Below are 24313 nucleotides of genomic sequence, written 5' to 3' on the forward strand. Positions count from 1 at the left end.
GAACATGAAGGCTGTGGTGGTGGGGGTCGACACCTCCCCGGGCGCGCGCCGGGCGGCGTCCTGGGCGGCGGCCGAGGCGGCGGCGCACGGCGCGCCGCTGCTGGTGGTGCACACGGTCCCGGCCTGGGCCGACGACCTGCTCGCCCGCCCGCCGGGCGCCGGCCCCGACCCGTGGGCGCGCGCGGTCGGGCGGCGCGTCCTGCGGGACGTCGTGGACGAGCTCTGCGAGCGGTTCCCCGACATGCCGGTGGCCTGCGAGCTGGAGACGGGCGAGACCGTCACCCGGCTGCTGGCCCGCGCCCGGACGGCCCGGCTGCTCGTCGTCGGCGCGCGCGGGGCGGGCGGCTTCCGTCCGCCGCTGGTCGGGCCGGTCGGGCTGAAGCTGGCGGCCCACGCGCGCTGCCCGGTGGTGGTCGTCCGCGCGAACGCGCTCTCCTACGGGCGGATCGTCGCCGGGTTCGACGGGTCGTCCACCGCGCAGGCCGCCCTGGAGTTCGCCTTCGCCGAGGCGTCGGCGCACGGCGCCCGGCTCCGGGTCGTCCACGCCTGGTCCGCGCCGCTCAACGCGCCGACCGCGCCGGGCCTCGCCGAGTACCGGTCGCCGGACGCGCGGGAACGGCGCCTCCGGGCCCTGCGCGAGGCCGTCGCGCCCTGGCGGGACAAGTACCCGGAGGTCGAGGTGAGCGAGGAGGCCCCGCACGGCCACGCCGTGGAGATCCTCACCGCCCTGTCCGCCGCCGCCGACCTGCTGGTGGTCGGCAGCCGCGGCGCCGGAGGCTTCGCCGACCTCCGCTCCGGCGCGGTGAGCACCGGCGTCCTCCACCACGCCCGCTGCCCCGTCGCCGTGATCCACCCCCACTGACCCATCCTCACCGGCCCACTCCCGCCGACCACCCGACCCCGGTCCGACCGTCCGACCACGCTTCGAGCGTCCGGCCACGCTTCGAGCGTCCGGCCACGCTTCGAGCGTCCGACCACGCTTCGAGCGTCCGACCACGCTTCGAGCGTCCGGCCACGCGTTCTCCGAGCGTGTGGTCATGTTCTGGCCGTTCGGGTCGCGAGCGGTCGTGCGGGCGTGCCTGGACGCAGGGAGGGCGCGGGGTGGCGGGGAAGGGCGGGACCAACGGCCGCCGCAACCGCGACGTCCGCCCCTGATCGGCCGTGGCGGCCGGTGGTGGTCTGGACGGTGTGGGGCCGTCGGAGGAGACCGGCGGCTCACGCCGAGGCGCGCGGACCCTGCGCGCAGCGAGGAGACGCGCGATGTTCGCTTCACTGGCCGCAGCTCTGGTCACCGGCGCGCTGACGTTCGGCGCGCCCGCCCCGGCGCCGACCGGCACCGGTTCGGGATCGGGGTCCGGATCCCCTCCCACCGTCACGCCGACCAGCCCGACGACCTCACCGACCTCGCCGACCGGATCGCCCACGAAGACCGCGCCGCCGACGACCAGCCCGACGGGACCGGCGGTGTCGGTGAACCCGACGTCGGTCACCACCGAGCCGACGCCGCTGTCGATCCAGGTGGCCTGCCCGGGCGGCACGCTGGGCGCGCACGTGAGCTCCAGCGCGTTCGGCACCGTGCCCGCCAAGGGAGAGAGCGAGGTCGGCACGCGCACTCGGGCGGGGCTGGCGCCAGGTCGCTACATCATCACCCTGACCTGCTCCAACGGGCGCACCGCGAGCACCTCCCTGGAGGTCGTCGGGGCGGGCGGCAGCCCGCGTCCCACGCCCACCGGTGCGCCGCGGACGGGCGGCGGTTCGACGTCCCGTCCGGACGCCGTCCTGTACCTGACCGGCCTGGCGCTGCTCGGCATCGGCGCGGCCGGTGGCGTGGCGCTGCGCCGGCGCGGGCGGAACGGCGGCTGACATGCGCGGACGCGGCGGCACCCGGACCCTGCTGGCGGTCCTCACGACGGCCGCCCTGGTCGTCGGTGCCGTGTTGGTCGGCTATGCGCTGGTCCACCGGCACGCTCCCGGCGGCGGTCCGGGCGGGGCGTCGGGAGGCGCGACGTCGCCGCGTCCGGCCGCGCCGCTGACGCGGTCGGCCCCGGTACGGCTGCTGGTCCCGGCGATCGGCGTGGACGCCCCGGTGCTGGCGCTCGGGCTGAACCCCGACGGGACCGTCCAGGAACCGTCGCTCGGCCAGCCCCACCTCACCAGCTGGTACGACCTGGGCTCGGCACCCGGGGAGAAGGGCCCGGCCACGTTCTTCGGCCACATCGACACCCGCGCGTCGGGCCCGGCCGTCTTCTACCGGCTGGCGCGGCTCCGGCCGGGCGACGAGGTCCGGGTGCCGCGCCGCGACGGGATCACCGCGGTCTTCCAGATCACCTCGGTCGAGGAGGTCGCCAAGAGCCGCTTCCCGACCGTGCGGGTATATGGCGACACGCCCGACTCCACGATCCGGCTGGTGAGCTGCGGCGGCGAGTTCGACGCCTCGACCGGCCATTACCGCGACAACGTCATCGCCTACGGCGTGCTCGTCGGCAGCGACCACTCCTGACACTGCCCCTGGGCGCGTCGGCGGTGACTGCCGCTGATCGTGCTTCGCGTCGCAGCGGCGATCGCCTCTGACTTCGATCCGCGTGCTGGCAACGATCGCCGTTGATCGTCTGTCGCGTGGCGGTGGTGGCTGCGGGGACCGGGGCGGGTGGACGTCAGTCGGTGTCGGGTTCTTTGGTGAGGTGGCGGGCGATCTCCTCGGCCCAGGCGGTGACGCGGGCCCAGTCGCGGTAGTCGCCATAGCGGGAGCCCATCGCGCGGAACAGGAGGCGTCCGAACGCCGAGGTGTGCTCGGGGCGGAAGACGCCCGAGAACAGGACGTGGTCGCGGGGCGTGACGGTCTTGCGGAGCTCGGCCGAGATGGTCCGCTCCTCCAGGGGGCCGAAGCGGCGCCAGGGGCCGCGCAGGGCGGCGGGCATGCCGACGCTGAACAGCCAGACCGGGCGCGTCCGCAGGACGGCGCGGTTGGCGGCGACGAAGTCCTTGGCCTCGACGAGCCAGGTGCGGTTGTGGACGGCGCTGCCGAGCACGAACGCGCCGTACCCGGCGGCGTCGACCGCGGAGTCGAGCGGGACGGCGCGGCTCGCCAGTCCGTGGTCGCCGAGCACGGCGGCGATGCGTTCGGCGATGCTCCGGGTCGAGCCGTGCGCGCTCGCGTATCCCACCAGGACGTCCATGGTCCGCCTCCGCGCGGTCGTCCGGTCCGGTGAACGGTTCCATCGCAGCGCGCCGGGGCCGCCTCTCGCAGAGCCGGACGCCCCGGTGGGACGGGACTTTGGTCCCGCCGCGCAGGTGCCGGGCCGGAACGCGAAGGACGAACGGCCCTGGGGGAACGCGCGGCGGGTCCGCAGAATCGTAGTGCGCCCGTCACACGGCGAGGGAGGACGCTTGTGTCGCTCATGGTTGTCCGCGGTGAGACCGCGACGATCCGGGACCTCCAGCAGGAGCTGGCGCGGGGGCTGGGGGGCCTCCGCCTGGCGATCACCGTCGGCGGCGGCGACCGCCTGGAGAGGCCGGTGCACGAGGACGTCGCCCGCGCGCTCGGCGCGCTGACCGCGCTGCGGGACCTGCGCCTGGGCGAGCTGGGGGACAGCCCGCGCCGCGCCCCGCTCGCGCGGCTGCTCGACTGCCGGATCCGGCGGCTGGCGATCGCGCAGGACGACCTGCTGGCGGCCCTCGCCGGCGGCGACCGCGGCGCGTTCCGGCGGCAGGGGTACCGGTTCGTCGCCCTGGCCGAGAGCATGTGGATGGTGACCCGCGCGTCGGGCTGAGCACGGGGCGAAGGTCCCATCGCCCGCCGACTCCCGGCCCTGCCGGAGCCGCCCCGCCGCCCCCGAGACTCTCCCCATGGCGAAGGTTTCCGAGGAGTCCGGCACGGCGGCGACGGAGCTGCCGGTCGAGGGGTTGGAGCGGCTCGTCCGGGTGCTGCGGGACGACGGGTACACGGTGGTCGGGCCGACCCGCCGCGACGGCGTCATCGTGCTCGACGAGCTGGAGTCGGCGGACGGGCTGCCGTTCGGCTGGGGCGTGGAGTCGCGTCCGGGCGGGTACCGCACGGTCCCCCGCCCGGACGGCGCGGCCTTCGCGCACTCGGCCGGGCCGCAGTCGTGGAAGCCGTTCCTGCACCGGCCGCGGGTGAAGCTCGCCGAGTTCGAGCGGGACGGCGGAGGGCTCACCGTCCGGGAGCACCGGGAGCCCGCGCCGCGCTACGCGTTCCTCGGCGTCCGGGCGTGCGACCTGCGCGCGATCGCGATCCAGGACCGGGTGCTGACCGGCGGACGGCACGCCTCGCCCGACTACCGCGCCCGCCGCGACGGCGTGTTCGTCGTCGTGGTCGAGTGCACCGAACCGGGCGCGACCTGCTTCTGCGCCTCGATGAACGCCGGACCCGGCGTCGAGGCGGGGTTCGACCTGCGGCTGGACGAGCTGACCGGCGACGGCGGCCACCGATTCGTCGCGGTCGCCGGCAGCGCGGCCGGACGCGCCGTGCTGGCGCGCCTCGGCGGCCGTCCGGCCGATCCCGGCACCGTGGACCGGGCCCGCCGCGAGGTGGACGCCGCCGCCGACCGCATGGGACGCGCGATGCCCGACCTGGACCTGCGCGACCTGATGGCGGGCAGCCTGGAGGCCGACCGCTGGAACGACGTCGCGGAACGCTGCCTGACCTGCGGGAACTGCACGATGGTGTGCCCGACCTGCTTCTGCACGACGGTGACCGACACCTCCGAGGTGTCCGGGACGCACGCCGAGCGGTGGCAGCTCTGGGACTCCTGCTTCGACCTGGACTTCTCCCACCTGCACGGCGGCCCGGTGCGCGCGTCGGCGCGCAGCCGCTACCGGCAGTGGATGACCCACAAGCTCGGCACCTGGCACGACCAGTTCGGCGAGTCGGGATGCGTGGGCTGCGGCCGGTGCGTCGTGTGGTGCCCGGTCGGGATCGACATCACCGAAGAGGCCGCCGCCCTGGCCGCGGAGAGCGCGACCACCACCGGCCCGGCTGGAGAGAGCGCGACCTCCAGCGGCCCGGCTGGAGAGAGCGCGACTGCCTCCGGCCCGGACGAGGGGAGGGCGCGATGACTCCCGTCGTGGCGTCCTCGCTGGCGCGCCACCCGTTCCTGCACGACGTTAAGGGACGGCACCTGGACCGGCTGGCCAGGGCGGCCCGGCAGATCGAGGTCCCCGAGCGGCACCGGTTCTTCGAGGAGGGCGGGCGCGCCGACCGGTTCTGGCTGATCGAGACCGGACGGGTCGGGCTCGACATGCACGTCCCCGGCCGGGGGCTGGTGCTGGTCGAGACGTTCGGCCGCGACGCGGTGCTGGGCTGGTCGTGGCTGTTCCCGCCGTTCGAGTGGCGGTTCGGCGCCCGCGCGCTGTCGCCGGTGCGGGCGGTGGAGTTCGACGGCAAGCTCGTCCGCACGCTGTGCGCGGCGGATCCGGAGCTGGGGCACGAGCTGACGCGCCGGTTCGCCGAGGTGATGCTCGACCGGCTCCAGGCGACGCGGCTCCGGCTGCTGGACGTCTACGCCCATCCGGGTCAGACCCGTCCGGGGGAGACCCTGTGGCCCGACCGCTGAGCCCCGGCGGCCCGCCCGAGGCCGCCGCGTCCCCGAGCACGCCGACGCCGTCCGACGCACCGACGCCTTCCAGTGCGATGACGCCGCTGCCTTACCGGGTCGTCCACCGGAGGCGGGAGCTGGCCGACACCGTGACGCTGGTGCTGGAACCGGTGGACGCGGCGATCGCGGACGTCGAACCGGGACAGTTCACGATGCTGTACGCGTTCGGCGTCGGCGAGGTGCCGATCTCGGTGAGCCGGACCGGGCGCGTGCTGCACCAGACGATCCGCGCGGTCGGCGCGGTGTCGGGCGCGCTGTGCGCCTGCCGTCCGGGCGAGGTCGTCGGCGTGCGCGGGCCGTTCGGCGTGGGATGGGAGGTCGGGGAGGCGTCCGGCCGCGACCTGCTGTTCGCGGCGGGCGGCATCGGCCTCGCGCCGCTGCGCCCGGCGATCCTCGCGGCCCTCGCCGCACAAGAGGCCTCCGCAGCGTCCGCCGCGTCGGAGGCGTCGGAGGCGTCCGCCGCCTCCCGCGAAGGGAGCGTCACGCTGCTGGTCGGGGCGCGCACTCCGCACGACCTGCTCTACACCGACGAGCTGGACGAACTGCGGGCGCGCGGCGTCCGCGTGGAGGTCACCGTGGACCGCGCCGACCCCGGCTGGACGGGGCACACCGGACTGATCACCACGCTGGTCGGCCTCGCCGGGATCGTCCCCGGCCGCACCTCGGCGTTCCTGTGCGGCCCGGAGGTCATGATGCGCTTCACCGCCGACGCGCTGCTGCGCGCAGGCCTGAAGGCCCGCGACATCCGCGTCTCGCTGGAGCGGAACATGCGCTGCGGCGTCGGCTGGTGCGGGCACTGCCAGCTCGGCCCCCGCCTGGTCTGCCGGGACGGCCCGGTCGTCGGCTACGCCGAGGCCGCGCCCCTGCTCGCGACCAGGGAGCTGTGAGGTGCGGCCCCGGCTCGCGGTCTGGAAGTTCGCCTCCTGCGACGGCTGCCAGCTCACCCTCCTGGACTGCGAGGACGAGCTGCTGGAGCTGGCCGCCGGCGTGGACGTCGCCCACTTCCTGGAGGCGTCCGCCGAGGTCCGGCCCGGCCCCTACGACGTGTCGCTGGTCGAGGGGTCGATCACGACCCCGGGCGACCTGGAGCGGATCCGGCGCGTCCGCGCGGAGTCCCGGACGCTCGTCACGATCGGGGCGTGCGCGACCGCGGGCGGCGTCCAGGCGCTGCGGAACCTCGCCGACGTGCGGGAGTTCGCCTCCGTCGTGTACGCCCGCCCCGACTACATCGCCACCCTGGACACCTCGACGCCGATCGCCGCGCACGTCCCGGTCGACTACGAACTGCACGGGTGCCCGATCGACAAGCGGCAGCTGATGGAGCTGCTCACCGCCCTGCTCGCCGGGCGCAGACCGAACCTTCCCGGGCACAGCGTCTGCTTCGAGTGCAAGCAGCGCGGCAACCCGTGCGTCCTGGTCGCGCACGGGACGCCCTGCCTCGGACCGGTGACCCGCGCGGGCTGCGGCGCGATCTGCCCGTCCTACGGGCGCGGCTGCTACGGCTGTTTCGGGCCGTCCCCGAACTGGGGCGGAGCGCGCCCGAACACCCGCGCGCTGCTGCCCGTCCTGGTGCTGGACCCCGGCGAGAAGCGGCGCATGCTGTCCACCTTCAACGTGACCGCCTTCCGGCAGGAGGACGCCGATGACCCACCGGCATGACCGCAGCCTGAAGGTCGGCGCGCTGGCGCGCGTGGAGGGCGAGGGCGGCCTGTACGTCCGGGTCGGCGACGGCCTCGTCCGGGACGTCCGGCTCGACATCTACGAGCCGCCGCGCTTCTTCGAGGCGTTCCTGCGCGGCCGTGCCCACACCGAGCCGCCCGACATCACGGCCCGGATCTGCGGGATCTGCCCGGTCGCCTACCAGATGAGCGCGTGCCGGGCGATCGAGGCGGCGTGCGGCGCGACCGTGGACGGCCCGCTGAACGACCTGCGGCGGCTGCTGTACTGCGGAGAGTGGATCGAGAGCCACACCCTGCACGTCTACCTGCTGCACGCGCCCGACTTCCTCGGCTATCCGGGCGCGGTCGAGATGGCCCGCGACCATCGCGACCTGGTCCGGCGCGGGCTGCGGCTGAAGAAGGCGGGCAACCGGGTCATGGAGGTGATCGGCGGGCGCGCGATCCACCCGGTGAACGTCCGGGTCGGCGGCTTCTACCGGCTGCCGACCCGCGCCGAGCTGGACGGCCTGGCCGCCGTGCTGCGTCCCGCGCTGGACGACGCGCTGGCCACGGTGAGCTGGGCGGCCGGGTTCGACTTCCCCGACCTCGTCCACGAGTGCGACTACCTGGCGCTCACCGGCGACCGCTACCCGATCGAGTCCGGGACGGTCCGGACCACCGGCGGCCTCGCCTTCGAGCCCGCCGAGTTCGAGCGGTACGTCGTCGAGGAGCAGGTCCCGCACTCGACCGCCCTGCACGCCCGCCTGCCGGACGGATCGGCCTACCTGACCGGCCCGCTCGCGCGGTTCGCCCTCAACCGGGACCGCCTCACGCCGCTGGCCGCGCGCGCCGCCGACGAGGCGGGGCTCGGCGCGGAGTGCCGCAACCCGTTCCGGAGCATCCTGGTCCGGGCGGTCGAGATCGTCCTCGCGGTGGAGGAGGCGCTGCGCATCGTCGCCGGGTTCGTCCCGCCCGCGAGCCCGTCGGTGCCGGTGGCGCCGCGCGCGGGCATCGGGCACGGCGCGACCGAGGCTCCGCGCGGCACGCTGTTCCACCGTTACGCCCTCGACGCCGACGGCCTGGTGACGACCGCGCGGATCACCCCGCCCACCTCCCAGAACCAGGCCGCGATCGAGGACGACCTGCGCCGCGTCGTCGCCGACCGGCTCGACTTGGACGACGCCGAACTCACCCGGTACTGCGAGCGCGCGATCCGCAACCACGACCCGTGCATCTCCTGCTCCACGCACTTCCTGCGGCTCACCGTGGACCGCTCGTGAGGATCGTCATCGGCGTCGGCACCCCGTTCCGCCGCGACGACGGCGCCGGCCCGGCGGTGATCGACCTCCTGCGGGCCGACCCGCCCGCCGGGGTCGCGCTCGCGGTCACCGACGGCGAGCCCGCCCGCCTCATCGCCCTGTGGGACGGCGCGGACCGTGCCGTCGTCGTGGACGCGGTCTCCGCCGACCCCGCCGTTCCCGGCCGCATCCACGCCCTCGACCTGACCACCGCACGCCGTCCGGCGAGCGTTGACGCGCTCGCCCCGACCGCGCCGGACGCCGCTCCGCGCCCTCCGGCGAGCGGGCACGCGCTGGGCCTCGAGGACGCGGTCGCGCTCGGTGCCGCCGTCGGCTGCATGCCGTGCGAGTTGCACGTTCTCGCGATCGAGGGCGGCGACTTCGGATGGGGGCCCGGGCTGAGCCCGCCGGTCGCGTGCGCCGTCCGCGAGGTCGCCGCCCGCGTCCGCGCCCTGGTCGAAGGGGCGGCCGGATGAGGCCCGAGGACGGGTCATCGGATGTCCGCCGGCGGCTGCTGCTTCGCGTCACGGGGACCGTCCAGGGTGTCGGGTTCCGGCCGCACGTGCACGCCCTGGCCACCGGTCTCGGCCTGGCCGGTACCGTCCGCAACACCGGCGGACGCGTCGAGATCGACGTCGAGGGCGACCGTGCCGTGCTGGCCGAGTTCCGCCGGGCGCTGCTGGCGGACGCCCCGCCGCTGGCCTCGGTGGCCTCGGTCGAGGCGCGGCCCCTGCCCGGCACCGGCGCGCGCGGTTTCGCGATCCTGCCGAGTGCCCCGGACGCGGCGCACGCGTCGGTGCCGTCCGACACGGCCACCTGCGGGGACTGCCTGCGCGAACTGTGGGACCCGGCCGACCGCCGCCACCGCTATCCGTTCATCAACTGCACCCACTGCGGCCCGCGCTACAGCATCATCCGCGCCGTCCCCTACGACCGGGCGACGACGACGATGGCCGGGTTCGCGATGTGCGCCGAGTGCGCCCGCGAGTACCACGACCCGTCCGACCGGCGCTTCCACGCCCAGCCCACCTGCTGCCCCGCCTGCGGCCCGCGCCTCGTCCTCCGCGGCGAGGACGGGGATCCGATCGAGCGGGCGGCCGAGCTGCTCGCGGCGGGCCGGATCGTGGCGGTCAAGGGGATCGGCGGCTTCCATCTCGCGTGCGACGCGGCGGACGGCGACGCGGTGCGCGAGCTGCGCCGCCGCAAGCGCCGCCCCGGCAAGCCGCTGGCCGTCCTGGTCGCCGACCTCGACGCCGCGCGGGCCCTCGCCGACGTCGAGGACCCGGCTCCGCTGACCGCCCGGTCCGCGCCGGTCGTCCTGCTGCCCCGAAGGCCCGGCGCGCCCGTGGCGGACTCGGTGGCGCCGGCTTCGGCGACGCTCGGCCTGCTCCTTCCCTACACGCCGCTGCATCACCTGCTCGCCCGCCGGTTCGGACGGCCCTACGTGCTCACCAGCGCGAACGCCAGCGGCCGGCCCTTGGTGTACGAGGACGAAAGCGCGCTGGAGACGCTCGCCGACGCCGTCCTCACGCACGACCGTCCGATCCACGCGCCCGCCGACGATTCGGTGATGGCGGTGTTCCGGGACGCGCCCTATCCGCTGCGCCGGGCTCGCGGACTGGCTCCGCGGCCGGTTCGGCTGCCCGTTGCGGCGACGCGTCCGGTTCTCGCCTGCGGCGGGGCGCAGAAGGCCACGCTCTGCCTGGCCGCAGGAAACACCGCCCACCTGTCGCCCCATCTGGGCGACCTGTCCGACTACGACGTCCTGCGCCGGTACGTGCGGACCGCCGACTACCTCCGCAGTCTCCTCCAGGTCACGCCCGAGATCGTCGCCCACGACCTGCATCCCGACTACCCGTCCACCCGCTACGCGCAAGCACTGGACGGCGTGCAGGCGCTCGCGGTCCAGCACCATCACGCGCACATCGCCTCCTGCCTGGCCGACAACGGCGCGACCGGACCGGTGATCGGTGTCGCCTTCGACGGCACCGGCCACGGCCCGGACGGCACGGTGTGGGGCGGCGAGTTCCTGGTCGCCGACCTGACCGGGTTCCGGCGGGCGGGGCACCTGGAGCACGTCCCGCTGCCGGGAGGCGAGGCCGCCGTCCGCGCGCCGTGGCGCATGACCGCCGCCTACCTGGGATCGGACGCGTCGCACCTGCCGGTGGCCACGGATCGTCCGGTGGTGTGGCGGGCCGTCCTGGAGCTGCTGCGCTCGGGCCTGAACTGCCCGCCGACCTCGTCGGCCGGGCGCCTGTTCGACGCGATCGCCGCGCTGCTCGGCGGCCCGGCCGAGGTGACGCACGAGGGACAGGCGGCGATCTGGCTTGAGCACCTGGCCGCCCCGTCCGCAGCCGGCCGCCACCAAGCTCGCCTCACCGAGGACGACCCGTTCCGCCTCCACGCCACCGACCTCGTCCGGGCCGCCCTCACCGACCTGGACGCCGGAACCCCGCCGCCCGTGATCGCCTCCCGCTTCCACCACGGCCTTGCCTTCGCGCTGGCCGACGGCTGCGAACTCGTCCGGCAGCGGACGGGCCTCGCCACGGTCGCGCTGTCCGGCGGCGTCTTCCAGAACCTCCTGCTCCTGGACCTGACCGTCACGGAGCTGGAGCGGCGCGGGTTCGCCGTGCTCGTCCACCGCCAGGTCCCTCCGAACGACGGCGGCCTCAGCCTCGGCCAGGCGGCCGTCGCCGCCGCAACGGGACAGGCGTCAGCAGATGCGGGGGAGAGGGTCGCCTACCAGGGTGTCCAGGACGCGCGTGCCGCCGAAGGCCGTCCGTAGCAGCACCAGCCCGGACGGCCCGTCGGTCATCGAGCCGATGACGGCGGCGTCCGCGCCGAGGGGGTGAGCGCGCAGCGCGGCCAGCGCGGTCGCGGCGTGCTCCTCGGCGACGACGGCGACCAGGCGGCCTTCGCAGGCGACGTACAGCGGGTCGATGCCGAGCAGCTCGCTCGCGCCCCGCACCGCCGGACGGACCGGAACCGCGTCCTCCCGCACCTCGGCGCCCGCACCGCAGGCCCCGGCGATCTCGTTCAGAACGGTCGCGACGCCACCCCGCGTCGCGTCGCGGAGGCACCGCACGCCTTCCGGCACCGCGTCCAGCAAGGAGTCCACCAGTCCGTTCAGCGGCGCGGTGTCGGACCGCAGCTCCGCCTCGATGCCCAGGTCGCCGCGTGCCAGCATGACGGTGATCCCGTGGTCACCGACCGGCCCGGACACCAGGACGGCGTCGCCGGGGCGCGCCCGCGCCGCGCCCAGCGTCACGTCCCGTTCCAGCACGCCGACCCCGGACGTGGTGATGTAGCAGCCGTCGCCCTTGCCGCGCTCGACGACCTTGGTGTCCCCGGTCACGATCGTCACCCCGGCCGCCCCGGCGGCGCGGGCCATCGCGGCGGCGACCCGGCGCAGGTCGGCGACCGGGAACCCCTCCTCCAGGACGAACGCCGCCGACAGGTGCAGCGGTCGCGCCCCCGACACGGCCAGGTCGTTGACGGTGCCGTTGACGGCCAGGTCGCCGATGTCGCCGCCGGGGAAGAACAGCGGCCGCACGACGTAGGAGTCGGTGGTGAAGGCGAGCCGTCCGGCGTCCGCGGCGAACACCGCCTGGTCCTCCAGCGGTTCGAGCCACCGGTTGCGGAACTGTTCGAGGAACACCGCGCCGACCAGGTCGGCGGTCGCCCGCCCGCCCGCGCCGTGCGCGAGGGTGATCCGCTCGTCCCGGACGCGCGGACGCGCGGCGCGGGCCCGCTCGATGCGGGCGAGGACCTGCCGCTCGCGCTCGTTCACGGCGTCCCGGTCCGGTTGAAGCGGCCGTAGTTGTAGTAGGCGGCGCACGCGCCCTCGGGGGAGACCATGCAGGTCCCGATCGGCGTCTCGGGCGTGCAGGCGGTGCCGAACACCTTGCACTCCCACGGCTTGAGCACCCCCTTGAGCACCTCCCCGCACTGGCAGGCGGACGGGTCGGGCACCCGCACCCCCGGCACCTGGAAGATCCGCTCGGCGTCGAAGGCGGCGTAGCGCTCGGTGATCCGCAGCGCCGAGCGGGCGATGAACCCGAGGCCGCGCCATTCGAAGTGCGGGCGCAGCTCCATCGTGTCGGCCAGCGCCGCCATCGCCCGGCGGTTCCCCTCCCACGGGACGGCCCGGGTGTACTGGTTGCCGACCTCGCTGCGCCGCTCGGCGATCTGCTCCATCAGCATCCGGATCGACTGGAGCACGTCCAGCGGCTCGAACCCCGACACCACCAGCGGCAGCCCGTAGTCGCGGGCCACGAAGCCGTAGGGACGGCAGCCGATCACCGTGGACACGTGCCCCGGGCCGACGAAGCCGTCCAGCCGCAGGTCGGGGGAGTCCAGCACGGCCCGGATCGCCGGGACGATCAGCACGTGGTTGCAGAACACCGAGAAGTTCCGCACGCCCTCGGCGGCGGCGCGGCGCAGCGTCAGCGCGGTGGACGGCGCGGTCGTCTCGAACCCGACCGCCATGAACACCACGTGCCGGCCGGGGTTCTCGCGGGCCAGCCGCAGCGCGTCCATGGGGGAGTAGACGACGCGGATGTCCGCCCCGGCGGCCTTGGCGTCCAGGAACGACCCGTCGCCGCCCGGCACCCGCATCAGGTCGCCGAACGTCGCGAGCAGCACGTCAGGCTGGCGGGCGATGTGGATCGCGTCGTCCACCCGTCCCATCGGGATCACGCACACCGGGCAGCCCGGCCCGTGCACCAGCTCAAGGTTCGCGGGCAGGTAGTCCTCCACGCCGTGCCGGTAGATCGCGTGGGTGTGCCCGCCGCACACCTCCATCAGCGCGTACCGGCGGCCCGGATCGGCCAGCTCGGCGATCCGCGCCGACACCGCCCGCGCGTCCCGGGCGTCGCGGTACTCGTCGACGAACCTCATCAGGTGCTCTCCCCTCGCAGCGCGGCCAGCTCGTCCTCGTAGGCCCGGCCGGCCTGCCGGAGCAGCTCCAGCGTGGCGGCGGCCTCCGCCTCGTCGATCCGCGACAGCGCGAACCCGACGTGGATCAGCACCCACTCGCCCGGCAGCACCGGCCCGTCGTCGATCAGGCCGACGTGCACCTCGCGCCGGACGCCGCCGACCTCCACCAGCGCCTCGTCCGCGCCGTCCTCCACCGCGATCACCCGTCCGGGCAGCCCGAGGCACACAGCTCCTCCTGAACCAGCTCCCACAGCAGGTGGGAGATCGTCGCCTGCGCCTCCTGGACGCGGTGCACCGACCGGGACGGCACCACGAACAGGTGATCGGCCAGGCCCGGCGCGGCCATCGCGCCGCCGTCGTGACCGGCCAGCCCCACCGCGAGCATCCCGCGCCGCCGCGCCCGGTCCAGGCCGCGCACCACGTTGGCCGAACCGCCGCTGGTGGACAGGCCCACCGCGACGTCCCCGGGCCGCGCGAGCGCCTCCAGCTGCCGTGCGAACACCACGTCGAAACCGATGTCGTTGGTCAGCGCCGTCACCACCGCCGTGTCGTCCGGCAGCGCCCACGCGGGGACGGCCCGGCCGCGCGGCGGGCTGAGGAACGTCGCGGCGAGGTCGGACGCGTCGGTGGCGCTCCCGCCGTTCCCGAACGCGAACAGCCGCGCGCCGTCCCGGAACGCCGACGCCAGCCGCCGTCCGCACCGGGCGAGCTCCGGACCGAGGCCGGTGACGACCCGCGCGCGCAACGCGGTAGTCTCGGCCGCCTTGGCCCGGATCGCCTCGGCGGCGTCGTCCAGCAGAGCGCGCCGGTCGAGCGTCCCGCCGAGGAAGTCGTAGTCGTCGCCGCCCGGCCCCTCGTGCTCCAGGAACAGCTGCGTCAGCTCCCACAGCAGGTGGTAGGCGGTGACGTGCACCTCCTTGACCACCAGCGGGTCGCCGGACGGCACGGCCAGCACGTGGCCGGCCCGGTGCGGCGGGTGCGGCAGGCGCGGCGAGTGCGGTGGGTGCGGTGGGTGCGGCCAGTGCGGTGGGTACGGGTCGGGGACGAGCGCCAGAGTGAGCATTCCGAGGCCGCGCGCGGTCCGCAGCGCTTCGCGCACCACCGGGTCGTCCGGAGTCCGGCCGATGACGACCACCGAGTCCGCGGCGGCTCCCAGAAGGGTGAGGCCGCGGGCGGCCTCGGCGCCGGTCGCGCACACCAGGGCGAACGCGGGGACGGCGCGCTTGCCGACGAGCGCCGGATGCAGGAACTCCACGGCCAGGTGGTGCGCGTCGGCGGACGCCTCCGTCCCGGACACCGCGATCAGCCGGCCGCCGCCGAGGATCCGGTCCGCGACGGCCGCGCACGCCGCCGCCAGCTCCCCGGCCCGCTCGGCGACCACCGCCGTGGCGGTCGCGCGCCGCTCCAGCCCGGCCGGGAGCGTCGTCGTCTCGGCTCGGCCGACAGGTGCCATGGTCCCTCCCGTCCCGCATGGACGCGCTTCGATCATCCGGGGCGCGGGGACGCGACCGCAGGGGCCCGAGGCCCCGATCCGCAGGGACCTTCGTCCCTCAGTCCGGCGGCAGGGGAGAGCCGCCCGGATGGCGCGGGGCGGGCAGCACCGGCTCGATCCGGTACAGCGAGGGCGTCGCCGCGCCGTGCTCCCGCGTCCGCGCTTCTCCGTGTCCGGCGTGCTCGCCGTGCTCACCGTGCTCACGGGGTTCGCCCCGCTCGCCGCGTTCGCCGTCCACGCCGCGTTCGCCGTGTTCGGTGGGCGAGCCGTACCGTCCGGCGAGCATCGCGATGAGGTCGTGCGCGGTCAGCAGCCCGCACAGCCGTCCCTCCGCGTCCACGACCGCGACGTGGTCGGCGCCCTCGTCGAGCATGACCCGCGCCGCCGCCCCGATGTCGGCCTGCGGCGGGACGGCCGGCGCCGGGCCGGACGGCAGGACGGTGCGGACCGGCCGGCGGGAACGTCCCGGACCGGCCGGTTCCCAGCGGTCGATCAGCGTCCGCATCTCGACGGTGCCGACGAACCGTCCGGTGTCGTCCACGACCGGGAGGTGGTGGACGTTCGCCCGGCACATCAGCTCCCAGGCCATCAGCGCCGACTCGTCCGGCGTGACCGTCAGCAGGTCGGTGGTCATCAGGTCCGCCACCGGACGGTGGTCCAGCGAGGTCACGGCTGCTCCCCGGTCGGTCGGTGAACGGCCCGGCACGCGTCCCGGGGGCGCGCCCGCGACCGTTCCTCATGCCCACGACGTTAGGCGCGGCGGCGGGGCGCGGCGGAGAGGCGAAGGTCCCGACTCAGGGGCCGGGCTCCCCGGCGACGAGGCGGACGCCGGTGACCAGGTCGGGAGTGATCGAGACGACGTGGTCCATCTCGCCGTCCACCCACGGCCGCAGCACGTCCTTGTACCGTTCCAGCACGCCGGGGTCGCGGACGAGGCGGGCCGTGCCGGTGACCACGACGCTCCAGCCGAGATGCGACACGGGGTCGATGTCGTCGGCCTCGTAGGCGACCACCGCGCCCTGCGCCTGGTCGGTGTGGCCGACGATCGCGGCGCCCAGGTGCGAGCGGATGATGATCGTGTCCTCGTCGAGGACGTGGTTGACCGGCCGGATCGCCGGAAGCGCGTGGTGGGTGAACACGACCCGGCCCATGCTCGCGCTCCCCAGCAGCGCGAGGGACTCTTGCCGGGTGAGCCGGCGGGTGAGCCGGGGGACCGTGGTCATGGAACTCCTTTCGCACGGCGGCCGCGCGGCCCTCGTGCGTCCCCCGAGTATCGTCGCGGCCCCCGGCCGCTGTCATCCGTCCGAAGTACACGTTTCGTCCTTTTAGGTCCCGTGAACGCGGGACCTTCGGCCCTTGCCGGTCAGGGCCAGACGAGCAGCACGGGACAGGACGCGTGATCGACGACGAACCGGGCGGCGGGGCCCAGGCTGTGCGGGCCGGGGCGCGAACGGTCCCCGTCGCGCGCGAGGATCAGCAGGTCGGCGCCTTCGGCGGCGGCGACGACCTCGTGCTCGATCCGTCCGATGCGCTCCGTCGTGGTGCACGGGCGCCCCAGCCGCCCGGCCGCCGCGGACAGCAGCCGGGCGCCCGCGTCCGCGGCCAGCCGCTCCATCTCGGTCCCCGGATCGTGGTCGGGACGCGCCCGGCCGAGCAGCCCGGCGAAGGCCCCGTGTGCCGCGCCCGCCGCGTCCGGGCCGGTGACGTGCAGCAGCTCGATCCCGGCGCCGGCGGGGACGTGCGCGCGGGCGGCGTCCACGCAGGCGGGCCAGACGCCTTCGGCGATCCAGACGAGGACGGTCACAGCGGCTCAGCCTCCGATCACGTGCAGTGAGACCCACAGTGCCACCACCGCCGCCACCAGGGCCAGCGGCACGGTCAGCAGGCCGAGCCGGGTGAACTCGCCGAGCCGGACGTCGGTGTCGTGATGCCGGACGATGCGCCGCCACAGCAGCGTCGCCAGCGAACCGGCGTAGGTGAGGTTGGGGCCGATGTTCACGCCCAGCAGCGCCGCGAGCACCGCCCCCGGCCCGGTCGGGGCGGTCAGCGGCAGCAGCACGAGGACGGCGGGCAGGTTGTTGATGACGTTGGCCAGCACCGCCGCCACCGCCGCGATCGCGAGCAGCGCGGGCAGCGAGGCGCCGGCCGGGACCAGGCGGCCCAGCCCGTCCGCGAGGCCGTTGTCCACCACGGCGCGCACCACGATGCCCAGCGCCAGGACGAACAGCAGGAACGGGACCGAGGCGGCGCGGACGAGCGCGACCGGCGTGGTGCGCCGACGTGCCAGTCCGCGCACCGCGAGCACGCCCGCACCGGCCGCCGCCGCCCACGCGGGGTCGATCCCCACCGCGGACGCCAGCAGGAAGCCGCCCAGCGTCCCGGCCACGGTCGCCAAGGCGAAGACGGGAACGTCGCGCTGCTGGGAAGTCTCCTCCTCCGGGACCGCAGACGCACCGGCCCGCAGGTCGGCGGCGAAGAACCGGCGGAAGACGGCGTACTCGGCGCCGACCGCCGCCAGCCAGGGCAGCGCCATCAGGGCCGCGAACCGCGCGAAGCCCACCCCGCTGGCCGCGAAGGCGAGCAGGTTGGTCAGGTTGGAGACCGGCAGCAGCACGGACGCCGTGTTGGACAGGTGGGTGCAGGCGTACACGTGCGGCTTGGGCCGCGCGCCGAGCCGCGCGGCGGTGGCGAAGACGACCGGCGTCAGCAGCACCACCGTGGCGTCCAGGCTCAGCACGGCGGTGGTCAGCGAGGCGACGGCGAACACGAGGACGAGCAGCCGCCGCGGCCGTCCGGCGGCGGCCCGGGCCGTCCACGCGCCGCAGGCGCGGAACAGCCCCTCGTCGTCGCAGAGCTGCGCCAGGACGAGCACGGCCGCGAGGAAGCCGATCACCGGGCCGAGGCGCGCGGCCTCGTCCACCGCGTGCTGCCAGGAGATCGCGCCCGTGCCGACGAGGACCCCGGCGGCCGGGACGGCCACGACGGCCTCCGGCCACCCCCACGGCCGGATCACCGCGCAGGCCAGCACCGCCAGCAGGAGAACGACGGAGAGCATCTCCGCGAAGGAGTCGTTCAGCACCGTGCCCTTTCCGAAGAGGCGCTCCGACGAGAGGCGGATCCGGGCCTTGCAACCCGCACCCCGGTACAGGTTTACCGTCGAGCCATGGAGTTCACGCAGCCAGGGCCCGGTTCGGCGCCCACGGACGGGACGCTCGGGTGGGTGCCGCGGTCGTGCACCCTGCCGACGGCCGAGCAGCCGCTGCGCGTCGAGGAGTTCGACGCGCTGTTCGCCGACGCCGTCATCGAGGTGCGCGCGGACGCGCCCGGACGCGTCCGTATGCGCCTGCGCCCCGAACCGCGGCTCGCCGCACGGGCCGCCGAGCTGGCCGTCCGCGAGACCGGCTGCTGCTCGTTCTTCACCTTCGCCCTGACCGCCACCGGCGGCGAGCTGGTCCTGGAGATCACCGCCGCCGACCGCCACGCCCCCGTGGTGGCGGCCCTCGCCGACCGCGCGTCCAAGGCCGTCGCATGACGGCGCCGGACGGCCTGCGCGCCGGAGAGGTCGCCGCGGCCGCCGGGGTGAACCGGCAGACCCTGCGCTACTACGAGCGGCGCGGGCTGCTGGCCGAGCCCGTCCGCTCGCCGGGCGGGCACCGGCTGTACCCGGCCGGGACGGTGACGCTGCTCCGGGTGATCAAGACCGCGCAGGGCCTCGGCTTCACGCTGGAGGAGATCACGGACCTGCTGGCGGGCGGTGGCCGCCGGCCGCGACGTCCCCACGGCGGGCTGCGGCAACGGGCCCGCGCGAAGCTCGCGGAGATCGAGGGGCGGATGGCCGAGCTGGAGGCCGTCCGCGACACGCTGCGCCGGGCCGTCGAGGCGGGTTGTGACGATCTGCTGGACTGCGCCGATCAGGACGGCTGCCCGCTTCCGTTCCCCGGATCGGCGGGCCCGCGGGGCTGACGTCCGTGCCTCCGCCGTGGGGCGGGCATGTTTCTCCCCCCAGTTTCACTTTATAGCAGATTCGCGAGCCTCATGAGGCGCGAAAAATTGCTCCATACTGGCCGCCGTCCCGGACGCGATCGACGAGCGGTGGAGCGGCGAAATTGGGTTACGTGCTGGGTTTCGGGCAATTCGGAGCGACGAATATCGCGGACGTCGGCGGAAAGGGGGCGCGGCTGGCGGAGCTCTCGCGGCTCGACGGCGTCCGCGTGCCGGACGGGTTCTGCGTCACGACGGACGCGTTCCGGCAGGTCGTGGCGGAGGCGCCGGCGGTCGCCGCCCGGCTCGGCCCGCTCGCGCGGGCGGGGGCGGGCGACCCGGAGGCGATACGCGCGCTGAGCGCCGATATTCGCGAGGCGGTGGAAAGCGTCGATCTGCCCGCCGAACTGGTGGCGGCGATCGGCGAATCGCTGGCGCGGATCGGGGAGGACGTGCCCTGCGCGGTGCGTTCCAGCGCGACGGCGGAGGACTTGCCGGACGCGTCGTTCGCGGGCCAGCAGGACTCCTTTCTGAACGTCGTGGGGCTGGAGGAGATCCTCCGGCACGTCCGGCTCTGCTGGGCGTCGCTGTTCAGCGAGCGGGCCGTGACGTACCGGCGGCGGAACGGCTTCGAGGACCGGAAGGTCCGGATGGGCGTGGTCGTGCAGCGGATGGTCGCCGCGGACGCGGCCGGCGTCCTGTTCACGGCGGACCCGGTGACCTCGAACCGGAAGGTCGCCGCGGTGGAGGCCGTCCGGGGACTCGGCGAGGCGCTCGTCTCGGGACGGGCCGCCGGGGAGGTCCACGCGGTGCGCGACGACCGGATCGTGACGCGCCCGGACGTCGCCCGGCCCGTCCTGACGGACGAGCAGGTCGTGCGCCTCGTCCGGCTGGGGCGGCGCATCGAAGCGCACTTCGGCCAGCCGCAGGACATCGAATGGTGCCTCGCGGACGATGAGTTCCAGATCGTCCAGAGCCGTCCGATCACCACGCTGTTCCCGATCCCGTCGGTCGATGACGGGGAGAACCACGTCTACCTCTCCGTCGGGCACCAGCAGATGATGACCGACGCGATCAGGCCGCTCGGCCTCTCCCTGTGGCAGCTCACGACCCCGCGTCCGATGGCCGAGGCGGGCGGGCGGCTGTTCGTCGACGTGACCGCCATCCTGGCGAAGCCGGCCGGGCGGGAGGGCTTCCTCACGACCATGGAGAGGTCCGACCCGCTGATGCGGGACGCGCTTCAGACCGTCCTCGACCGCGACGGCTTCCTCCGGACGCTTCCAGACGAGCCGCCGACGTCCGCGCCCACGCCTGCGCCTAAGCCCGCGCCTGCGTCGGCGTCCGCTTCCGCCGGTGCCGCGCCCGTCCAGGAGGAGCCCGACCCGGCCATCGTGGAGCAGCTGATCCGGGAGAACCGGGAGTCCGTCGACGCCCTGCGCCGCGAGATCCGGGAACCGACCGGGACGGCCCTGCTCGACCTGATCATGGCCGACGTCGAGGAGCTGCGGCGTCTGCTGTTCGATCGGCGCGGCCACCGGACGTTCATGGCCGCGATGGAGGCGACCTGGTGGCTCAACGACCGCCTCGCGGAGTGGCTGGGCGAGACGAACGCGGCCGACGCGCTCGCGCAGTCCGTTCCCCACAACGTCACGTCCGAGATGGGGCTCGCGCTCCTCGACGTCGCCGACGCCGTCCGCCCGCACGCGGACGTCGTGGCCTTCCTGCGCCGTGTCGCCGACGAGGACCGGGCCGGCGACGATGCAGGGGACGGCTTCCTGGACGAGATGGCCCGGCTCCCCGGCGGACCCGAGGCGCGCGACGCCCTGCGCGCCTACCTCGACGCCTACGGGATGCGCTGCGCGGGCGAGATCGACGTCACCCGGACGCGCTGGAGCGAGCGGCCCGCCATGCTCGTCCCCGCCATCCTCGGCCACATCGCGAACTTCGCGCCGGGCGAGAGCAGGCGGCGCTTCGAGCGAGGCCTCCAGGAGTCGCGGCAGAAGGAGCGCGAGGTGCTGGAGCGCCTGCGCGCCCTGCCCGACGGGGAGCGGAAGGCCGCGGAGACCAAGCGGATGATCGACCGCGTCCGCGCGTACTCCGGATACCGCGAGTACCCCAAGTACGGCATGGTCAGCCGCTACTTCCTCTACAAGCAGGCGCTGCTGCGCGAAGCCGGACGCCTCGTCGGAGAGGGCGTCCTGCAAGCGAAGGACGACATCTTCTACCTGCGCATGGAGGAACTGCGGGACGTCGTTCGCACCGGCGAAGCGGACGCCGACCTCATCCGGGAGAGGCGGGAGGCGTTCCGCAGCTACGAGGCCCTCACGCCGCCGCGCGTCCTCACCTCGGACGGCGAGGCGCTCACCGGCCGGTACCGGCGCGACGACGTCCCGCCCGGCGCGCTGGTCGGGCTCCCCGTCTCGGCCGGGACCGTGGAGGGCCGCGCGCGCGTCGTCACGGACATGGCGCGGGCCGACCTCGCTCCGGGCGACATCCTCGTCACCACGTCCACCGACCCGAGCTGGACGCCGCTGTTCGTGACCGCCGCCGGGCTGGTGACCGAGGTGGGCGGCCTGATGACGCACGGCGCGGTGATCGCGCGCGAGTACGGCCTGCCCGCCGTGGTGGGCGTGGACGGGGCCACCCGCCTGATCCGGGACGGGCAGCGAATCAGGGTCGACGGCACCGCGGGCCACGTCGAGCTTCTCCCCTGACCCGGCGCAAGGCTTCAAAATATTGAAGTGGAGATGAAGAAAGTTAAGTTCTGAGCGTTGCTCGCTCAGATAAATCAAGGTACAACTGAGGTGCGGCGAGCAGCCGCGAGGAAGGGGACGCGGGCGTGGAGTGGCAGGAGCTGACGGACCTGACGCGCGGCCAGGACTTCGTGGTCGAGCGGGTCCGGCTGGCGGGCAGCGGCATCGTGGTCGAGGGCGAGTTCGAGCCGCCGCAGCTGGCCCGGCTCGGCGCCGACGACCAGGTGTTCGTCGCGGCGTTCCTGCGGTCGCACGGCTCCATCAAGGCGATGGAGCGGATCTTCGGGGTGAGCTACCCGACGGTCAAGGCCCGGCTGAACCGGATCGCCGAGCGGCTGGAGTTCGTCGACGTCGATCCGGCCCCGACCGGAGCCGACGTCCTCGACCGCCTGCAGCGCGGGGAGATCGGCGTCCAGGAGGCGCTGGACGAGCTGGAGCGGTCGTGATCCCGCAGCCGGTCGGCGTCGGATGAGACAGGGGAAGAGCAGGGATGAACGAGCAGCGCCGCCAGATCCTGCAGATGCTGGCCGACGGGAAGGTCACCGCCGACGAGGCCGAGCGGCTGCTCGACGCCGTGGAGCGCAAGCGGCCCGAGCCGCCGCCCGCCGAGTCGCGTCCGCCCGCCCGGCCCCGGTACCTGCGCGTGGTGGTGATCGCCGACGACCCCGGTGAGGACGGCCCGACCCGCATCAACATCCGCATCCCGCTCCAGCTGCTGCGCGCCGGGGTCCGGCTGGCGAGCCTCGTCCCGCCGGGCGCGCTCGGCAAGGTGAACGAGGAACTGGCGAGGTCGGGCGTGCCGATCGACCTCGCCGACCTGAAGCCCGAGCACGTCGAGGAGTTCATCGACCAGCTCGCCGGGGTCGTCGTCGATCTCGACGACGCCGAGAGCAAGGTGCAGGTTTTCTGCGAGTGACGCCGCCCCCGGGCGGACGAGGGGAGATCCGGATGACGGCCCAGGCGATCCAGGTGCGCGGGTTGGAGAAGTCCTACGGTGACCTGAGCGTCCTGCGGGGGGTGGACTTCGACGTGGCGCCCGGCAGCGTGTTCGCCCTGCTCGGCTCCAACGGCGCGGGCAAGACGACGGTCGTGCGGATCCTGGCGACGCTGCTCGGCGCGGACGCGGGGACGGCCGCCGTCAACGGCTTCGACGTCGCCGCGCGGCCGGCGGACGTGCGCGCGTCCATCAGCCTCACCGGCCAGTTCGCCGCCGTGGACGAGGTGCTCACCGGCCGGGAGAACCTGCTGCTGGTGGCGCGGCTGCGGCGGGTGAGGGACGCCGGCCGGGTCGCGGCCGGCCTGCTCGCCCGCTTCCGGCTCACCGACGCGGCGGACCGGCGGGTCGGGACGTACTCCGGCGGCATGCGCCGGCGCCTGGACATCGCGATGAGCCTCATCGGCGACCCGTCGGTCGTCTTCCTGGACGAGCCGACCACCGGCCTCGACCCGCAGGCCCGCACGGAAGTCTGGAACAGCGTCCGGGAACTCGCCGGTCAGGGCACGACGGTGCTGCTCACCACCCAGCACCTGGAGGAGGCCGAGCACCTGGCCGACCGGATCGCGATCCTGCACCGCGGCCGGATCATCGCCGACGGCACCCTGGACGAGCTGCGGCGGCTGCTGCCGCCCGCCAAGGTCGAGTACGTCGAGAAGCAACCCACCCTGGAGGACGTCTTCCTCGCCATCGTCGGCGACGACCCCGCCGACGCCGCCGACGACACCGCCGACGCCGACGCCGCCGGCGGCGACGTCCCCCCGACCGCGGCTTCGGCCGCCGAGGAGTCACGGTGATCACGAGTTTCGTCGGCGACACCGTCCTGCTGACCGGCCGGACGATGCGCCACATCACCCGCAGCCTGGACACCATCATCACGGTGTCGATCACGCCGATCGCCCTCATGCTGCTGTTCGTGTACGTGTTCGGCGGCGCGATCCGCACCGGCACCCACCACTACGTGAACTACCTGCTGCCCGGCATCCTGCTGATCACGATCGGGATGGGCATCTCCTACACCGCGCTCCGGCTCTTCGGCGACCTGCGGAGCGGGATGTTCGAGCGGTTCCTGTCCATGCCCATCGCCCGGTCCAGCGTGCTGTGGGCACACGTGCTGACCTCGGTCGTCTCCAACCTGATCTCGGTCGCGCTGGTCGTGCTCGTCGCGCTGCTCATGGGCTTCCGCTCGGGCGCGGGCGTCGGCGCCTGGCTCGCGGTCACCGGCATCCTCGTCCTGTTCACGCTGGCCCTGACCTGGCTCGCCGTCATCCCCGGCCTCACCGCCAAGACCCCGGACGGCGCGGGCGCGTTCGCCTACCCGGTCACGTTCCTGCCGTTCGTCAGCTCCGCGTTCGTCCCGACCGACACCATGCCCGGTCCGGTGCGCGCCTTCGCCGAGCACCAGCCCGTGACGTCCATCGTCAACACCGTCCGTGACCTGTTCGCGCGGCAGCCCGTCCACTCCGGGATCTGGACGGCCCTCGCCTGGTGCCTCGGCCTCCTCGCCGTCGCGTACGCCCTCGCCATGGTCACCTACCGACGCCGGGTCGCCTAGGCGCCCGGGCCCTCGACGCGCTCGTCACC

The 24313-nt window shown here is 74.7% G+C and carries 27 protein-coding genes; 18 read left to right on the forward strand and 9 right to left on the reverse strand.

What is annotated here, in order from left to right; translation table 11 throughout:
• The first annotated feature begins 4 nt into the window (after positions 1 to 4).
• The 3 genes from ACFPCY_RS07185 (at position 5) to ACFPCY_RS07195 (ending at position 2500) form a co-directional block, all read left to right on the forward strand.
• The gene (locus ACFPCY_RS07185; protein WP_378252838.1) at positions 5 to 862 is read left to right on the forward strand and encodes a universal stress protein; all 858 of its coding nucleotides are present in this window, start codon (positions 5 to 7) and stop codon (positions 860 to 862) included.
• Positions 863 to 1260: 398 nt separating this feature from the next.
• On the forward strand, positions 1261 to 1863 hold the full coding sequence (locus ACFPCY_RS07190; RefSeq protein ID WP_378252839.1) for a hypothetical protein: 603 nt from the start codon (positions 1261 to 1263) through the stop codon (positions 1861 to 1863).
• Between the two features lies 1 nt (position 1864).
• Positions 1865 to 2500, forward strand: coding sequence for a class F sortase (locus ACFPCY_RS07195; protein ID WP_378252840.1), 636 nt, complete (start codon positions 1865 to 1867; stop codon positions 2498 to 2500).
• A gap of 154 nt (positions 2501 to 2654) precedes the next feature.
• Here ACFPCY_RS07195 and ACFPCY_RS07200 read toward each other — a convergent pair whose 3' ends face one another.
• Positions 2655 to 3176 carry a flavodoxin domain-containing protein gene (locus tag ACFPCY_RS07200; RefSeq protein WP_378252841.1) on the reverse strand — a complete coding sequence of 174 codons (522 nt, stop codon included), beginning with the start codon at positions 3174 to 3176 and terminating at the stop codon, positions 2655 to 2657.
• A 213-nt stretch (positions 3177 to 3389) separates the two neighbouring features.
• Here ACFPCY_RS07200 and ACFPCY_RS07205 point away from each other — a divergent pair, with 213 nt between their 5' ends.
• The 8 genes from ACFPCY_RS07205 (at position 3390) to hypF (ending at position 11356) form a co-directional block, all read left to right on the forward strand.
• Positions 3390 to 3770 (forward strand): hypothetical protein, encoded by a 381-nt coding sequence (locus ACFPCY_RS07205; protein ID WP_378252842.1) that lies wholly within the window; start codon positions 3390 to 3392, stop codon positions 3768 to 3770.
• Positions 3771 to 3846: 76 nt separating this feature from the next.
• Complete coding sequence (locus ACFPCY_RS07210; protein ID WP_378252843.1) at positions 3847 to 5076, forward strand: 4Fe-4S dicluster domain-containing protein; 1230 nt, start codon at positions 3847 to 3849, stop codon at positions 5074 to 5076.
• Entirely contained in the window at positions 5073 to 5573 is a 501-nt protein-coding gene (locus ACFPCY_RS07215; protein ID WP_378252844.1) for a Crp/Fnr family transcriptional regulator, read from the forward strand. Before ACFPCY_RS07210 ends, ACFPCY_RS07215 begins: the two co-directional genes overlap by 4 nt.
• Positions 5558 to 6502, forward strand: coding sequence for an FAD/NAD(P)-binding protein (locus ACFPCY_RS07220; RefSeq protein ID WP_378252845.1), 945 nt, complete (start codon positions 5558 to 5560; stop codon positions 6500 to 6502). Before ACFPCY_RS07215 ends, ACFPCY_RS07220 begins: the two co-directional genes overlap by 16 nt.
• 1 nt (position 6503) lies before the next feature.
• Entirely contained in the window at positions 6504 to 7274 is a 771-nt protein-coding gene (locus ACFPCY_RS07225; RefSeq protein ID WP_378252846.1) for an NADH-quinone oxidoreductase subunit B family protein, read from the forward strand.
• Positions 7258 to 8553 (forward strand): Ni/Fe hydrogenase subunit alpha, encoded by a 1296-nt coding sequence (locus ACFPCY_RS07230; protein WP_378252847.1) that lies wholly within the window; start codon positions 7258 to 7260, stop codon positions 8551 to 8553. The genes ACFPCY_RS07225 and ACFPCY_RS07230 overlap by 17 nt, the downstream gene beginning before the upstream one ends.
• Complete coding sequence (locus ACFPCY_RS07235) at positions 8550 to 9047, forward strand: hydrogenase maturation protease (protein ID WP_378252848.1); 498 nt, start codon at positions 8550 to 8552, stop codon at positions 9045 to 9047. The genes ACFPCY_RS07230 and ACFPCY_RS07235 overlap by 4 nt, the downstream gene beginning before the upstream one ends.
• Positions 9044 to 11356 (forward strand): carbamoyltransferase HypF, encoded by a 2313-nt coding sequence (gene hypF, locus ACFPCY_RS07240; protein ID WP_378252849.1) that lies wholly within the window; start codon positions 9044 to 9046, stop codon positions 11354 to 11356. The genes ACFPCY_RS07235 and hypF overlap by 4 nt, the downstream gene beginning before the upstream one ends.
• On the opposite strand, the gene hypE is transcribed toward hypF, so the two are convergent.
• The 8 genes from hypE to ACFPCY_RS07280 form a co-directional block, all read right to left on the reverse strand.
• Complete coding sequence (hypE, locus tag ACFPCY_RS07245) at positions 11285 to 12361, reverse strand: hydrogenase expression/formation protein HypE (protein WP_378252850.1); 1077 nt, start codon at positions 12359 to 12361, stop codon at positions 11285 to 11287. The genes hypF and hypE overlap by 72 nt on opposite strands.
• Positions 12358 to 13470 (reverse strand): hydrogenase formation protein HypD, encoded by a 1113-nt coding sequence (gene hypD / locus ACFPCY_RS07250; RefSeq protein ID WP_378252851.1) that lies wholly within the window; start codon positions 13468 to 13470, stop codon positions 12358 to 12360. Before hypD ends, hypE begins: the two co-directional genes overlap by 4 nt.
• Complete coding sequence (locus tag ACFPCY_RS07255; RefSeq protein ID WP_378252852.1) at positions 13470 to 13736, reverse strand: HypC/HybG/HupF family hydrogenase formation chaperone; 267 nt, start codon at positions 13734 to 13736, stop codon at positions 13470 to 13472. The genes hypD and ACFPCY_RS07255 overlap by 1 nt, the downstream gene beginning before the upstream one ends.
• Positions 13709 to 14962 carry an SIS domain-containing protein gene (locus tag ACFPCY_RS07260; protein WP_378252853.1) on the reverse strand — a complete coding sequence of 418 codons (1254 nt, stop codon included), beginning with the start codon at positions 14960 to 14962 and terminating at the stop codon, positions 13709 to 13711. Before ACFPCY_RS07260 ends, ACFPCY_RS07255 begins: the two co-directional genes overlap by 28 nt.
• A 97-nt stretch (positions 14963 to 15059) precedes the next feature.
• Positions 15060 to 15671 carry a CBS domain-containing protein gene (locus tag ACFPCY_RS07265; RefSeq protein WP_378252854.1) on the reverse strand — a complete coding sequence of 204 codons (612 nt, stop codon included), beginning with the start codon at positions 15669 to 15671 and terminating at the stop codon, positions 15060 to 15062.
• Between the two features lie 124 nt (positions 15672 to 15795).
• A complete protein-coding gene (locus tag ACFPCY_RS07270; RefSeq protein ID WP_378252855.1) occupies positions 15796 to 16224 on the reverse strand; it encodes a pyridoxamine 5'-phosphate oxidase family protein in 429 nt (142 codons plus the stop codon).
• 140 nt (positions 16225 to 16364) lie between these two features.
• Complete coding sequence (locus tag ACFPCY_RS07275; RefSeq protein WP_378252856.1) at positions 16365 to 16805, reverse strand: universal stress protein; 441 nt, start codon at positions 16803 to 16805, stop codon at positions 16365 to 16367.
• Between the two features lie 6 nt (positions 16806 to 16811).
• Positions 16812 to 18080: an SLC13 family permease gene (locus ACFPCY_RS07280; RefSeq protein ID WP_378252857.1), complete on the reverse strand. Its 1269-nt coding sequence runs from the start codon at positions 18078 to 18080 to the stop codon at positions 16812 to 16814.
• A gap of 84 nt (positions 18081 to 18164) precedes the next feature.
• On the opposite strand from ACFPCY_RS07280, the gene ACFPCY_RS07285 reads away from it, so the two are divergent.
• The 7 genes from ACFPCY_RS07285 (at position 18165) to ACFPCY_RS07315 (ending at position 24284) form a co-directional block, all read left to right on the forward strand.
• A complete protein-coding gene (locus tag ACFPCY_RS07285; RefSeq protein WP_378252858.1) occupies positions 18165 to 18533 on the forward strand; it encodes a hypothetical protein in 369 nt (122 codons plus the stop codon).
• Positions 18530 to 18964 carry a MerR family transcriptional regulator gene (locus tag ACFPCY_RS07290; RefSeq protein ID WP_378252859.1) on the forward strand — a complete coding sequence of 145 codons (435 nt, stop codon included), beginning with the start codon at positions 18530 to 18532 and terminating at the stop codon, positions 18962 to 18964. Before ACFPCY_RS07285 ends, ACFPCY_RS07290 begins: the two co-directional genes overlap by 4 nt.
• A gap of 152 nt (positions 18965 to 19116) precedes the next feature.
• The gene (gene rph, locus ACFPCY_RS07295) at positions 19117 to 21696 is read left to right on the forward strand and encodes a rifamycin-inactivating phosphotransferase (RefSeq protein ID WP_465251217.1); all 2580 of its coding nucleotides are present in this window, start codon (positions 19117 to 19119) and stop codon (positions 21694 to 21696) included.
• A 125-nt stretch (positions 21697 to 21821) separates the two neighbouring features.
• Positions 21822 to 22181 carry a DUF2089 domain-containing protein gene (locus tag ACFPCY_RS07300; RefSeq protein WP_378252861.1) on the forward strand — a complete coding sequence of 120 codons (360 nt, stop codon included), beginning with the start codon at positions 21822 to 21824 and terminating at the stop codon, positions 22179 to 22181.
• Positions 22182 to 22225: 44 nt separating this feature from the next.
• Positions 22226 to 22651 (forward strand): SHOCT-like domain-containing protein, encoded by a 426-nt coding sequence (locus ACFPCY_RS07305; RefSeq protein WP_378252862.1) that lies wholly within the window; start codon positions 22226 to 22228, stop codon positions 22649 to 22651.
• 32 nt (positions 22652 to 22683) lie between these two features.
• The gene (locus tag ACFPCY_RS07310; RefSeq protein ID WP_378252863.1) at positions 22684 to 23526 is read left to right on the forward strand and encodes an ABC transporter ATP-binding protein; all 843 of its coding nucleotides are present in this window, start codon (positions 22684 to 22686) and stop codon (positions 23524 to 23526) included.
• Positions 23523 to 24284, forward strand: a complete 762-nt coding sequence (locus tag ACFPCY_RS07315; RefSeq protein ID WP_378252864.1) for an ABC transporter permease — start codon at positions 23523 to 23525, stop codon at positions 24282 to 24284. Before ACFPCY_RS07310 ends, ACFPCY_RS07315 begins: the two co-directional genes overlap by 4 nt.
• Positions 24285 to 24313 lie beyond the last annotated feature (29 nt).

This window comes from Actinomadura gamaensis, assembly GCF_042652125.1.
In the GTDB taxonomy this organism is placed as follows: Bacteria; Actinomycetota; Actinomycetes; order Streptosporangiales; family Streptosporangiaceae; genus Spirillospora; species Spirillospora gamaensis.

Coding starts and splice junctions, on each gene's coding strand:
- ACFPCY_RS07185 (WP_378252838.1), top strand. CDS start 5: ATGAAGGCTGTGGTGGTGGGGGTCGACACCTCCCCGGGCGCGCGCCGG.
- ACFPCY_RS07190 (WP_378252839.1), top strand. CDS start 1,261: ATGTTCGCTTCACTGGCCGCAGCTCTGGTCACCGGCGCGCTGACGTTC.
- ACFPCY_RS07195 (WP_378252840.1), top strand. CDS start 1,865: ATGCGCGGACGCGGCGGCACCCGGACCCTGCTGGCGGTCCTCACGACG.
- ACFPCY_RS07200 (WP_378252841.1), bottom strand. CDS start 3,176: ATGGACGTCCTGGTGGGATACGCGAGCGCGCACGGCTCGACCCGGAGC.
- ACFPCY_RS07210 (WP_378252843.1), top strand. CDS start 3,847: ATGGCGAAGGTTTCCGAGGAGTCCGGCACGGCGGCGACGGAGCTGCCG.
- ACFPCY_RS07215 (WP_378252844.1), top strand. CDS start 5,073: ATGACTCCCGTCGTGGCGTCCTCGCTGGCGCGCCACCCGTTCCTGCAC.
- ACFPCY_RS07230 (WP_378252847.1), top strand. CDS start 7,258: ATGACCCACCGGCATGACCGCAGCCTGAAGGTCGGCGCGCTGGCGCGC.
- hypF (WP_378252849.1), top strand. CDS start 9,044: ATGAGGCCCGAGGACGGGTCATCGGATGTCCGCCGGCGGCTGCTGCTT.
- hypD (WP_378252851.1), bottom strand. CDS start 13,470: ATGAGGTTCGTCGACGAGTACCGCGACGCCCGGGACGCGCGGGCGGTG.
- ACFPCY_RS07260 (WP_378252853.1), bottom strand. CDS start 14,962: ATGGCACCTGTCGGCCGAGCCGAGACGACGACGCTCCCGGCCGGGCTG.
- ACFPCY_RS07270 (WP_378252855.1), bottom strand. CDS start 16,224: ATGACCACGGTCCCCCGGCTCACCCGCCGGCTCACCCGGCAAGAGTCC.
- ACFPCY_RS07285 (WP_378252858.1), top strand. CDS start 18,165: ATGGAGTTCACGCAGCCAGGGCCCGGTTCGGCGCCCACGGACGGGACG.
- ACFPCY_RS07290 (WP_378252859.1), top strand. CDS start 18,530: ATGACGGCGCCGGACGGCCTGCGCGCCGGAGAGGTCGCCGCGGCCGCC.
- ACFPCY_RS07305 (WP_378252862.1), top strand. CDS start 22,226: ATGAACGAGCAGCGCCGCCAGATCCTGCAGATGCTGGCCGACGGGAAG.
- ACFPCY_RS07310 (WP_378252863.1), top strand. CDS start 22,684: ATGACGGCCCAGGCGATCCAGGTGCGCGGGTTGGAGAAGTCCTACGGT.